This is a genomic window from Streptomyces amritsarensis, assembly GCF_001953875.1.
GTDB classification, from domain to species: Bacteria; Actinomycetota; Actinomycetes; order Streptomycetales; family Streptomycetaceae; genus Streptomyces; species Streptomyces amritsarensis.
Genome location: NZ_MQUR01000001.1, coordinates 254116 through 265169 on the forward strand (window position 1 = coordinate 254116; position 11054 = coordinate 265169).

General features: G+C 73.5%; 12 protein-coding genes. 5 read left to right on the forward strand and 7 right to left on the reverse strand.

What is annotated here, in order from left to right:
- Positions 1-92: 92 nt before the first annotated feature.
- Together AVW11_RS01095 and AVW11_RS01100 are read right to left on the reverse strand one after the other, a co-directional pair.
- The gene (locus AVW11_RS01095) at positions 93-992 is read right to left on the reverse strand and encodes a PadR family transcriptional regulator (protein ID WP_076042909.1); all 900 of its coding nucleotides are present in this window, start codon (positions 990-992) and stop codon (positions 93-95) included.
- 1 nt (position 993) lies between these two features.
- Positions 994-1935, reverse strand: a complete 942-nt coding sequence (locus AVW11_RS01100) for a DUF4097 family beta strand repeat-containing protein (protein WP_030849873.1) — start codon at positions 1933-1935, stop codon at positions 994-996.
- 153 nt (positions 1936-2088) lie between these two features.
- Here AVW11_RS01100 and AVW11_RS01105 point away from each other — a divergent pair, with 153 nt between their 5' ends.
- Positions 2089-2940, forward strand: coding sequence for a hypothetical protein (locus AVW11_RS01105; RefSeq protein ID WP_206281863.1), 852 nt, complete (start codon positions 2089-2091; stop codon positions 2938-2940).
- Between the two features lie 34 nt (positions 2941-2974).
- Here AVW11_RS01105 and AVW11_RS01110 read toward each other — a convergent pair whose 3' ends face one another.
- Positions 2975-3910 carry a LysR family transcriptional regulator gene (locus tag AVW11_RS01110; RefSeq protein ID WP_076042911.1) on the reverse strand — a complete coding sequence of 312 codons (936 nt, stop codon included), beginning with the start codon at positions 3908-3910 and terminating at the stop codon, positions 2975-2977.
- Positions 3911-4120: 210 nt separating this feature from the next.
- Between AVW11_RS01110 and snpA the strand changes: the two genes are divergently transcribed.
- Positions 4121-4789: a snapalysin gene (snpA, locus tag AVW11_RS01115; RefSeq protein ID WP_030849893.1), complete on the forward strand. Its 669-nt coding sequence runs from the start codon at positions 4121-4123 to the stop codon at positions 4787-4789.
- A 1-nt stretch (position 4790) separates the two neighbouring features.
- Here snpA and AVW11_RS01120 read toward each other — a convergent pair whose 3' ends face one another.
- The 4 genes from AVW11_RS01120 to AVW11_RS01135 all read right to left on the reverse strand — a co-directional run bounded on the left by AVW11_RS01120 (position 4791) and on the right by AVW11_RS01135 (position 8236).
- Positions 4791-4991: a hypothetical protein gene (locus AVW11_RS01120; RefSeq protein ID WP_037833702.1), complete on the reverse strand. Its 201-nt coding sequence runs from the start codon at positions 4989-4991 to the stop codon at positions 4791-4793.
- A gap of 69 nt (positions 4992-5060) precedes the next feature.
- Positions 5061-5654 carry a GNAT family N-acetyltransferase gene (locus AVW11_RS01125; protein WP_030849896.1) on the reverse strand — a complete coding sequence of 198 codons (594 nt, stop codon included), beginning with the start codon at positions 5652-5654 and terminating at the stop codon, positions 5061-5063.
- Between the two features lie 126 nt (positions 5655-5780).
- Positions 5781-6833 carry a family 2 encapsulin nanocompartment cargo protein polyprenyl transferase gene (locus AVW11_RS01130; RefSeq protein ID WP_030849897.1) on the reverse strand — a complete coding sequence of 351 codons (1053 nt, stop codon included), beginning with the start codon at positions 6831-6833 and terminating at the stop codon, positions 5781-5783.
- Positions 6830-8236, reverse strand: a complete 1407-nt coding sequence (locus AVW11_RS01135) for a family 2B encapsulin nanocompartment shell protein (RefSeq protein ID WP_060176754.1) — start codon at positions 8234-8236, stop codon at positions 6830-6832. Before AVW11_RS01135 ends, AVW11_RS01130 begins: the two co-directional genes overlap by 4 nt.
- A gap of 236 nt (positions 8237-8472) precedes the next feature.
- Between AVW11_RS01135 and AVW11_RS01140 the strand changes: the two genes are divergently transcribed.
- The 3 genes from AVW11_RS01140 (at position 8473) to AVW11_RS01150 (ending at position 11000) form a co-directional block, all read left to right on the forward strand.
- On the forward strand, positions 8473-8928 hold the full coding sequence (locus AVW11_RS01140) for an RrF2 family transcriptional regulator (RefSeq protein WP_030849901.1): 456 nt from the start codon (positions 8473-8475) through the stop codon (positions 8926-8928).
- Between the two features lie 156 nt (positions 8929-9084).
- The gene (locus AVW11_RS01145) at positions 9085-10281 is read left to right on the forward strand and encodes a globin domain-containing protein (protein WP_076042912.1); all 1197 of its coding nucleotides are present in this window, start codon (positions 9085-9087) and stop codon (positions 10279-10281) included.
- 128 nt (positions 10282-10409) lie between these two features.
- A complete protein-coding gene (locus AVW11_RS01150; protein ID WP_060176752.1) occupies positions 10410-11000 on the forward strand; it encodes an N-acetylmuramoyl-L-alanine amidase in 591 nt (196 codons plus the stop codon).
- Positions 11001-11054: the final 54 nt, after the last annotated feature.

Sequence of the window (11054 nt, forward strand, 5' to 3'; positions counted from 1 at the left end):
CGGACCCCCGCCCCTTGCCCCCGCCGCCGCTCCAGGCACCAGGTCCGGGACGGCCCCCGGCCCTTGGCCCCGCCGGCGTTCGCGGCGCCGGGTTACGGCCTGGGGCCGAACGTGGTTGCCAGTCGGGCGGCGGCGGCCGCGAGGTGGTCGCGGGCCTCGGCCACCTGGGCCGCGGACACCCCGCGGTCCCGCGCCGCGTCCCGCACGTCGTCGCGGAAACGGTCCAGCAGCCGGTCCAGGTCGCGGGCCGGGTCAACGGTCGGCGCCAGGTCCACCGCCCAGCCCGAGGCCCGGTCCGCCCCCGCCTCGGCGGCGTCGGCCGGTGGCGCGGTCGGCGGTGTGCCGCCGCCGAGCCACGCGCCGGCCAGGCTGCCCAGGACGCCGCCGGACTTGGCGAACTGCTCCTGGAGCTGGCCCGCGATGCGCTGGACCTCCTCACGGGCCCGGTCCTGGGCCTCCTTGGCCTGGCGGCGGGCCGTCTGCGCCTCCTCGCGGGCGCGGCGGCTCTCGTCCTTCGCCCGGCGGGCCTGCTCCTTCCACTCCTGCCTGGCCTTGCGCAGCTCCTCCTTGGCCGCCTTCCAGGAGTCGTCCTCGCCCACCCGGGTCGCCGACGCGGAGGCTGCCGCCCGCAGCTCGCGCCGCAGGTCGCCCGCCGCGCCCCGGACGTCGCTGCGGATCTCGGCGGCCAGTTCGGTGACCGAGTCGCGGATCTCCAGCTCCAGGTCGGCCAGTTCGCCGCTGCGGTCGGCCAGTTCGGCGCGGCCCGCCTCGGTGATGGAGTACACCTTGCGCCCGCCCTCGGTGGCGTGCGTGACCAGGCCCTCCGCCTCCAGCTTGGACAGGCGCGGGTAGACCGTGCCCGCCGAGGGGGCGTAGAGGCCCTGGAAGCGCTCCTCCAGCAGGCGGATCACCTCGTAGCCGTGGCGCGGGGCCTCGTCCAGCAGCTTGAGGAGGTAGAGGCGGAGGCGGCCGTGGGCGAAGACGGGCGGCATGTCAGAGCACCTTCTTGTCGAGCGCGAGCGGCGCGGGGGCGTCGGGGTCCGCCTGCGGGCGGCGCAGCAGGGCGATGCCGCCGGAGACCGTGGTGGCCCGCAGGGTGCCGGCGCCGGAGCCGAGGGTTCCGGTGATCCGCTTGGCGCCGAGTTGGCCGGAGACCCGCAGGTCCTCGAAGGCGTTGGAGACGCCGCCGGTGGCGGTGTTGGCCTCGACGCGGGCGTCGGCGGGGTGCGGGAGGCGGATGGCGACCTGGCCGGAGACGGAGTTCAGGGCGATGTCCACGGGGCGTTCGGCGTCCGGGCCGGGGTCCAGGTCGATCAGCATGTCGCCGCTGACCGAGTCGGCGCGCACGCTCACACCCGCGCCGTCGACGACGGTCAGGCCGCCGGAGACCGAATGGAAGCCGAGGTCGCCGGTGACGGACTGGGCCTCGACGCTGCCGGAGACGGTGTGCGCCTTGACCCGGCCGGACAGGCCGACCAGCGTGGCGTCGCCGGAGACACCCTTGACGTCGGTTTCGGCGGAGATGCCGGACACGAAGGCGGCGGCGTCGACGGTGGCGACGTGGACGCGGGTGGCGGCGGGCAGGGTGAGGGTGACCGCCGCACGGCGCTCCCACACCTTGCGGCCGGAGGAGGAGGCGCCGGACCAGGCCTTCCAGGGCTTGTCCTCGAACCACTGCTTGAGGCCCTGGGAACCGTTCCAGGGCAGGTCCTCGTAGGAGACGGTGAGGGTGCCGCCCTCCTGCACGACGTACAGGGGCGGTCCGTCGACCTCGGTCACCTCCAGGCGGGCCGGGCCCTCCTCGGCCGCGACCACGTTCACGGTTCCGCTGACGACGCGTACGCGGAGCTCGGTCACCGGCTCCTCGAAGGCGAGCTTCTGCGGTTCGGCGATGTGCCACGTCGACCGCGACGGCTGGGACGACTGCTCTGACATGGTGCTGATCCTCCTCGTGCGCTCACGGACAGGCTCGACGCACGCAACATATCGCGTCTTCTGAACACACGATATATCGCGGTCGGGTGAAGTCAAGCATCGTGCCGCAATCCGCCATTTGGGGGTGATTTGCCTTAGTGTGTGAGCATGTCAATTTCGGGGCCCGCGACCGGCGGGCTGCTCCTGTGCCGCGCCGAACCCCTCGCCGTCCGCTCCCCCGCGCACCTGCTGCGCGTACGCCTGCTGCTCGCCCCGGCCGGCGCGTGGACCGTGCTCGTGCCCGAGGACAAGCCGTGGCTGACGGGCGGGAAGAGTGCGGCCGAGGTGATCTCCGGGTGGGGTTCGGCGGTCGCCGCCCGCACCGACCGGCCGGTGCTGGGCCTGTGGTGGGAGGGCGGCCGGGCGGGCTTCTCGCTGGCCGGCGGCTTCCGGCGGACCGTCGTCCAGGAGTGGGACGCCGCCGGTCGGCCGTCCGGCGATCCCGGGGCGATGCGGACCCTGGCGGCGCGGCTCGGGCTGGACCCCGTACTGGACCTGGAGGAGCTGGAGCGGCTCACCCGCCCCGACGCCGGGCCGGGCGGGGACGGCCCGGCCCGGCTCCGGGCGCTGGCCGCCCTGCTGACCCGCGCCGGGCTGGCCGTGCCGCCCGGCCTGGCGCCGGGCGAAGCGGCCGACCGGCTGCGGGCCTCGGCCCGGATGGCGCCGGGTGCCGAGGCGCTGGAGTGGTCGGGCCGGCGCGACGCCCTGCGGGCCCGGCGCGACGCGGTGGAGGCGGGCCCGCTCGGCCCGTGGCTCCGCGGCCCGAAGGCCCGGCGGCTGGGTGCGGCACAGGTCGCCGCGGGAGCTCCGCTGCTGCTGTGGGCGGCCCGCCGGCGGAGCCCGGCGTGGGCCACGGCCGGCGCCTGCCTGCTGGCCCAGGGGGCCCTCTCCCTGGCCTACGACCGGGCGCGCGCCGGGAATCAGGGGGCGTGCGGCGGATCAGGGGCGGACCGGGCCCGGCCGTGAGCCGCCGGCCACCCCCCGCCCCCGCGGGGCGGGGTCAGGCCGCCTCCAGCAGGGGGCTCTCGTGGTGGTGGAGCCACGCCCGGTACGGGGGTGTGCGCAGGGCGGCCTCGCGGTAGGCCGCGCGGAGGTCCTCGTACACCTCGGCGTGCGCGCCCGGGCGGGTCGCCAGGAGCAGCCGCACGGCCAGGGGGTCCCCGCACAGCGGCCGGATCGCCATGTCCTCGCGCGGCCCGGACGTCGGCTGGCACGGCGCGACCGCCTCGCCGGAGATGATCAGGGAGGTCGCCGTGTGGTAGTCGGTGTGCAGCACCGGCGGGTCGAGCCCGGCCCCGGCGAAGACCCTGCGCAGGCCGTCCCATTCACCGTCGACCGACGGATCCACCGCCCAGCGGTCCGCGGCCAGGTCCCGTAAGGACACGATCTCCTGTCTCGCGGCGGGGTGGTCCCTCGGCATCGAGACGAACTGCGGCTCCCGCTCCATCAGGACGTGCGTCTGGAGCCCTTCGGGGACCCTGAGCGGACTGCCCTCCACCTCGTGCACGAACGCCACGTCCAACTGCCCCGCGGCGACCATCCTGAGCAGCGCGTTCGCCGAGACGTCCACCAGGAGGGAGGTCTCGGTCCCCGGCAGCCGCCGGTGGAGGCGCCGCAGCCACCCCGGCAGCGCCCGGCTGGCCGTCGAGCCGATGCGCAGTCGCGGCCCGTGGGCCTGCGCGCGGGCCTCCGCCACCAGCGCGGCCATGTCGGCGAGAAGCGGCCTGGCCCGGCCGAGGACGGCGCGGCCGAAAGGAGTGGGCCGGCAGCCGGTCCGCTCGCGCAGGAACAGCTCGCCGTCCAGGGCACGTTCGATGCGGCGCAACTGCGTCGTCAACGAGGGCTGGCTCACACCGAGTTGCCGGGCGGCCTTGTGCAGACTGCCGGCGTCGGCGATGGCGCACAGCGCGCGCAGGTGCCTGACCTCAAGCTCCATGCCCCGAGGGTAGGCCGGGCCCGTGGACCGCACCAGCCGCCGATAGCCCCCCGAATCCCGCCATTCTCACGCCAGTTGGGCTGACGAGATCTTCCCGATAGGTCGGCGCTATCGGCCAGTGACATCATCCGCCGGCCCGTTCCCCTCCCGCAGACTCCGGTACCGGACGACCCACCCCCCACCGCACCGGATGAGTAGGAGCTCCCCCACATGCGCCACTCCCGTAAGGCCCTGCTGGCGACCGCCGTCGGCATCGGTCTCGCCGCCACCCTCGGCGCCGTCCCCACCGCCGCCGCCGCGCCCGCCCCCGCCGGCAATGCCGCGAGCTACGCGGCGTACGAGCGTTCGCCGGAGAACGAGGCCGCCAACCGGGCCTTCTTCGAGGCCGTACAGCGCTCGGTCGCCGAGCAGCGGGCCGCGAACCCGGGCGCCCTCGCCGTCACCGTCACCTACAACACCCGCAACGCGCCGAGCTTCCGTACCCAGATAGCCACCTCCACCCGCATCTGGAACAGCTCGGTCACCAACGTGAAGCTGCAGGAGGTGTCCTCCGGCGGGAACTTCTCCTACCGCGAGGGCAACGACCCGCGCGGCTCGTACGCCAGCACCGACGGGCACGGCCGGGGCTACATCTTCCTCGACTACCGGCAGAACCAGCAGTACAACTCCACCCGGGTGACCTCGCACGAGACCGGCCACGTGCTGGGTCTGCCGGACCACTACTCGGGCCCGTGCAGCGAGCTGATGTCGGGCGGCGGCCCGGGCACCTCGTGCACGAACGCCACCCCGAACTCCACCGAGCGGGCGCGCGTCAACCAGCTCTGGGCCAACGGCTTCGCCTCCGGCCTGGGCACGAAGGAACTGGCCCCCGCGGGCTGAGTCAGCGCCCCTGGCGCTCCACGTAGTCCGTGCAGTCGGGGTTCCGGCAGGGACCCCGGCTCCACACCGGGATGAAGACCCCGAGGGACTTGCGCCGCCTGACCACCGTGTCGACGCGGAGCCCGCACGCCGGGCACGTCTGCTGTTCGTGCCCGGCCTGCGGGGCCACGGTCTCGTGCGCGTGCTGCTGTTCACCGGCCATACCTCCACGGTAGGCCGGTTTCCGCATGTCCGTCGGGTCAGCGCTGCTCGGGCAGGTGGCCGCAGTGGCCTACCCCCTGGGCTTGCGCCACATGGGCCACATCAGCGGCCCGTCCGGCAGCCGTACCGCCTCGCCGGTGAACTCCCAGCCGAGCCGCTCGTACAGCCCCTTGCTGCGCTCGCTGCTCGCCTCCAGGTACGCCGGCACGCCCTCCCGGTCGCAGCGCTCCAGCACGGGCCGCATCAGCTCGGTGCCCAGCCCCTCCCCCTGCCGGCCCGGGGCGACGGCGATCATCAGCAGGTACTCGTGCTCCTCGGACGTCGGGTGCACCGCGCCCGTCAGCCGCCCGACCAGCTCGCACCGCTCGTTGTCCGGGTCGGCCACGGCGCGCATCCGCGCCGGGATCTCGTCCTCGCCCTCCGGCTCGCCGGCGGGGATCCGCAGCCACAGCGCCGCCGCCGAGCCGTCCGCCGCGTAGTCGATCCGACCCTCGGCCAACGCGACGTCCACGAAGACGCCCAGGAACCTCCCGTGGACGGCGGCCCGGTGCTCCGGGTCCGGGAAGACCCAGCTGCTCACCGGGTCGGTGCGGAAGGCCTCGTCGAGCAGCCGCGCCACCGCGTCCCGGTCCGACTGATCCGCCTGACGTATCTCCAGCGCCACTGGTCATACCCTTCGCTCAACGGTCAACAACCGTCAGCGATCTTAGAGTTGGCGTCCCGACGCGGTAAGGCCCGTTCCGGCACCCTGCGGTACCGCAACGGGCCTCCCCCCGTCTCTCGCCGGCGGTCACCTCGTACGGCGTGTCACGAACTCCGCCAGCGCCAGCAGCCCGCCCGCCGCCCCGAGGTCCGCAACGGCCCGGGACAGCTGCTGGACCGCGCGGCCCATCCGGTCCGCGGCCTCGGCCTGGGCCCAGTCGCGGCCGCCGGCCCGCTCCACCGCGTCGGCCGCCCGGAGCACGTCGTCCCCGGTCATGGGACCCGCGTACAGGTCGGCCAGTTCCCGGCCCGCCGCGGTGCCCGAGGTGAGGGCGGCCACGACCGGCAGGGACTTCTTGCGGGCGATCAGATCGGCTCCGGCGGGCTTGCCGGTGTGCCCCGGGTCCCCCCAGATGCCGATCAGGTCGTCGATCAGCTGGAAGGCCAGGCCCGCCTCCCGGCCGAAGGCGTCCATCGCGCCGACCTCGTCCGGTCCGGCCCCCGCGTACAGCGCGCCCAGTGCGCACGCGCAGCCCAGCAGCGCCCCGGTCTTGGCCGTCGCCATGGTCAGGCACTCGTCGAGCGAGACGTCCGGCCGCCGCTCGAAGGCGCAGTCGGCCTGCTGGCCCGCGCACAGCTCGATGATGCAGGCCGAGAGCCGGGACGAGGCCGCCGCCGCGGCGGGGTGCGGGTCGTCCGCGAGCAGTCGCTGCGCGAGCGCCATCATGGCGTCGCCCGTGATGATCGCGTCCGGTGTCCCGAAGACCGTCCACGCGGTGGCCCTGCCGCGCCGGCGGACGTCCTTGTCGATGACGTCGTCGTGCAGCAGCGTGAAGTTGTGCGCCAGCTCCACGGCGACCGCGGCCGGTACGGCGTGGTCGACCGGGCCGCCGCCCGGGCCCTGCAGTGCCTGGGCCGCGGCGAGCACCAGGGCGGGCCGGATGGCCTTGCCGGGACTGCCCTCGGCGGGGGTGCCGTCCGCGTGCTCCCAGCCGAAGTGGTACATGGCCACGCGCCGCATCCCACCGGGCAGGCCCTCGACGGTGCGGCGCAGTTCCGGGTTGACCGTTTCTCTCGTCCGTTCCAGCAGGGCCGCGGCCTCCTGGCCCTCGCCGGTCGCGATCACGTTCACCTCGCTCAGCGCCAACGGCCGATCTCGACGTTCTCCAGCACGCCGAGCGCGTCCGGCACCAGCACCGCCGCGGAGAAGTACGCGGTGACCAGGTAGGAGATGATCGCCTGCTCGCTGATCCCCATGAAGCGGACCGACAGGCTCGGCTCGATCTCGTCCGGGATGCCCGGCTGGTGCAGTCCGATCACGCCCTGCTCGTCCTCGCCGGTGCGCATGCACAGGATGGAGGTGGTGCGGGCGTCGCTGATCGGGATCTTGCTGCTGGGGAAGATCGGCACTCCGCGCCAGGTCGTCACGCGGGTGCCGTCGACGTCCACCGTCCCCGGGTAGATCCCGCGCTTGTTGCACTCGCGGCCGAAGGCGGCGATCGCCTTGGGGTGCGCCAGGAAGAGCTTGGAGCCGCGCCGCATGCTGAGCAGCTGGTCCATGTCGTCGGGGCTGGGGCCGCCGTCGTGCGGCTGGATGCGCTGGTCGTAGTCGGCGTTGTGGAGCAGGCCGAAGTCGCGGTTGTTGAGCATCTCGTGCTCCTGGCGCTCGCGCAGCGCCTCGACCGTGAGCCGCAACTGCTGCTCGGTCTGGTTCATCGGCTGGTTGTAGAGGTCGGCGACGCGCGTGTGCACGCGCAGGACCGTCTGGGCGATGGAGAGCTCGTACTCGCGGGGGCGGGCCTCGTAGTCCACGAACGTGCCGGGGAGGACGGCCTCGCCCTGGTGGCCGGCCGAGAGGTCGATCTCCGCCTCGCCGTACTTGTTGGTGCGCTGGGCGGGCATGGAGCGCACGCGGTCCAGGTGTTCGCGCAGCGAGGGGACCCGGTCGGCCAGCAGCTGGAAGTCCTGGCGGGACAGGGCGAGGGCGGTGCCGGGGGTGGCGGCGCGGGCGGTGTACTCCCAAATCGATTCTTCATCGACGAGGGCGTCCTCGCCGAAGTACGCGCCGTCGGCGACGGTCCGCAGGACGGCGTCGTCGCCGTAGGGGCCCGGGCCGATCTGGTCGATGCGGCCGTGCGCGAGCAGGAGGACCTCGTCGCAGGGGCTGCCGAAGGAGGTCAGCTCCTGGCCGGCCTCGAAGTCGATCTGCCTGCAGCGCTGGGCCAGTTCGCCGAGGACGTCGAGGTCCTCGTAGTCGCGCAGCAGCGGGAGTTCGCCGAGCTCGGCCGGGATCACCTGGACCTGGGTGCCGGTCTTGACGAACTCCACGACGCCGTTGCCGACCGAGTAGCTCAGCCGCCGGTTCACCCGGTAGGTGCCGCCCTGCACCGACACCCACGGCAGCGCCTTCAGCAGCCACCGCGAAGTGATCTCCTGCATCTGCGGCGCGGACTTGGTCGTGGTTGCCAAGTTCCGTGCGGCCGCCGTCCCCAGACTGCGCTGCGGTGTCTGGACCTCGGACTCGGAACCTGCCTGGACCGACATGTCTTTCCCTTTCGATCACTCCATGGGTCTGCAGGACACAGCCTTCCAGCACGCAACGTGGTGGGACCATTACACAAAAGGGTGGGACTACTCCGTCGGGCGCGGGGCACTCTCTCGGATCGAACTGCGCGCCGGCGGGTCGCGGAGCCCCTCTGCGCCCCCTCGGTTTCGGCCAAGCATCGACCCCGGCCGAGCTTTAATTTGTATCTGGGATGCGAGTTTTCTACGGTGACCTCATGCGGCTGACCCGATTCACCGACCTGGCGCTGCGCACGCTGATGCGCCTGGCCGTCGAGGAGACGGACCTCCCCACCACGCGCGACGTGGCGGCGACGATGGAGGTCCCGTACACCCACACGGCCAAAGTGGTCGCCAGGCTGCAGCATCTCGGCCTGGTCGAGGCGCGGCGCGGGCGCGGCGGGGGGCTCACCCTGACCCCGGCCGGACGGGCCGCCTCGGTGGGCTCGGTGGTGCGCGAGCTGGAGGGCGCCGGCGACGTCGTCGACTGCGAAGGCACCACCCCCTGCCCGCTGCGCGGCGCCTGCGTGCTGCGCGGCGCGCTGCGCCGGGCCCAGGAGGCGTTCTTCGCCGAACTGGACCCGCTGACGGTGAACGACCTGGTCGCGGCGCCGACCGGGCCGCTCCTCCTCGGCATCGCGAGCAGGGCGCCCACGGGGGCCGAAAGGCCTTGACCGCCAGGGCCGAATGGCCGGTTACCGCCGCCGGCCGGGCGCCATAGCCTCACCCCGACAGGGGTTCGAACGGAAGTCCGCATCACCGCAGGCCTCTGCGATCAAAAATGCGCATCTAAGATGCCAATTAATGGTTCCACCACGCGAGGAGTTCCCATGCTGTCCGAGAAGTCGACCGCGACCGTCCGAGCCACCCTGCCCGCCGTCGGAGCGGCCATCGGCGACATAACGGAGCTCTTCTACGCGAAGCTCTTCACCGCCCACCCGGAGCTGCTCCGCGACCTCTTCAACCGGGGCAACCAGAACGCGGGCCTCCAGAAGCAGGCGCTCGCCGGCTCGATCGCCGCCTTCGCGACGCACCTCGTCGAGCACCCGGACACCCGCCCCGACGTGATGCTCGGCCGCATCGCGCACAAGCACGCCAGCCTCGGCGTCACCCGCGAGCAGTACGCGATCGTCCACCGGTACCTCTTCGAGGCGATCGCCGAGATCCTCGGCGAGGCCGTCACACCCGACGTCGCCCAGGCCTGGGACGAGGTCTACTGGCTGATGGCGAACGCCCTCGCGGCCATCGAGGAGCGCCTCTACGCCGGCCACCGGATCGCCGCCGGCGACGTGTGGCGCGAGTGGACCGTCACCGGCCGGTCGCAGGAGACGGCCGACTGCGCCACCTTCCGCCTCACCCCGGCCGACGGCGCCCCCGCGCCCGTGCACCTGCCCGGCCAGTACGTCTCGGTCCAGGTCGAACTCCCCGACGGTGCCCGACAGATCCGCCAGTACAGCCTCTCCTCCGCGCCCGGCTCCGCGGTTCGCGCGATCACCGTCAAGCGGGTCCACGGCCCGGCCGCCGCGGGCCCCGACGGCGAGGTCTCCAACCACCTGCACGCCCACGTCCACGCGGGCCACACCCTGCGGGTCTCGGCCCCGTACGGCGACCTGGTCCTGGAGGACTCCGGCGCCCCCGTCCTGCTCGCCTCGGCGGGCATCGGCTGCACGCCGATGCTGTCGATGCTGGAGCACCTGGCCGAGAACGGACACGCCGCCCCGGTGACGGTGCTGCACGCCGACCGCTCCCCCGCGGACCACCCGCTGCGGGCCGACCACCGGGCCCTGACCCACAAGCTGGCCGACGCCTCGGCCCGGTTCTGGTACGAGCAGGAGGCGGAGCCGGGCGACGACACGGGCCTCATGGACCTGTCGGACGTGCCCGTCGCCCCGGGCACGAGGGCCTACCTGTGCGGGCCGCTCCCGTTCATGAGGTCCGTGCGCGAGCAGCTGATCGGCAAGGGCGTGCCGGCCGCCGACATCCACTACGAGGTGTTCGGCCCCGACCTGTGGCTCGCCTCCGTGTGACGCCTGTCCGGATCCGCTCGCTCACCGTACGAAAACACTAGCCGCGGAAGGGCCGCCTCCACTAAACCGGAGCGTGACGATTCGGACACACGGGGTGTCCGTCGCGCACCGCACGAAGGGAGGCGGCCATGGCCGCACCCATGTCCGCGGACCGGTTCATCAACGCACTGAGGAACGAAGGCCTGACCGTCGTCGAGGTCGGCGCCTGGCGCACCCACAACCGCAACCACAAGGGGCCCTGGGGCCCGCTCCACGGGGTGATGATCCACCACACCGTCACGCGCGGCACCGCGTACTCCGTCGAGCTCTGCCGCAACGGCCACAGCGCCCTCCCGGGGCCGCTGTGCCACGGCGTGATCGGCAAGGACGGCCGCGTCCACCTGGTCGGCTACGGCCGCGCCAACCACGCCGGCCTGGGCGACCCCGACGTCCTGGCGGCGGTGATCGCCGAACGGCGGCTCCCCCCGGACAACGAGGCGACCACCGACGGCAACCGCCACTTCTACGGCTTTGAGTGCGTGAACCTCGGCGACGGCGAGGACCCGTGGCCCCCGGCCCAGATCGACGCCATCGCCCGCGCCTCGGCGGCCCTGTGCCGGGTCCACCGCTGGACGGCCCGCTCGGTCATCGGCCACCGCGAGTGGCAGCCGGGCAAGGTCGACCCGCGCGGCTTCACGATGGCGTCCCTGCGCGAGCGCATCGCCGAACGCCTCAAGTAGCCGCCCACGGCGAAGTGGCGGCCCACCGCCACTTCGCCACCCGAGAGGTAGCCG

Bases quoted from the DNA above. Each gene is read 5' to 3' on its own strand.
- AVW11_RS01120 (WP_037833702.1), bottom strand. From the start codon at position 4,991: ATGGCCGGTGAACAGCAGCACGCGCACGAGACCGTGGCCCCGCAGGCC.
- AVW11_RS01135 (WP_060176754.1), bottom strand. From the start codon at position 8,236: ATGTCGGTCCAGGCAGGTTCCGAGTCCGAGGTCCAGACACCGCAGCGC.
- AVW11_RS01100 (WP_030849873.1), bottom strand. From the start codon at position 1,935: ATGTCAGAGCAGTCGTCCCAGCCGTCGCGGTCGACGTGGCACATCGCC.
- AVW11_RS01095 (WP_076042909.1), bottom strand. From the start codon at position 992: ATGCCGCCCGTCTTCGCCCACGGCCGCCTCCGCCTCTACCTCCTCAAG.
- AVW11_RS01145 (WP_076042912.1), top strand. From the start codon at position 9,085: ATGCTGTCCGAGAAGTCGACCGCGACCGTCCGAGCCACCCTGCCCGCC.
- snpA (WP_030849893.1), top strand. From the start codon at position 4,121: ATGCGCCACTCCCGTAAGGCCCTGCTGGCGACCGCCGTCGGCATCGGT.
- AVW11_RS01150 (WP_060176752.1), top strand. From the start codon at position 10,410: ATGGCCGCACCCATGTCCGCGGACCGGTTCATCAACGCACTGAGGAAC.
- AVW11_RS01110 (WP_076042911.1), bottom strand. From the start codon at position 3,910: ATGGAGCTTGAGGTCAGGCACCTGCGCGCGCTGTGCGCCATCGCCGAC.
- AVW11_RS01140 (WP_030849901.1), top strand. From the start codon at position 8,473: ATGCGGCTGACCCGATTCACCGACCTGGCGCTGCGCACGCTGATGCGC.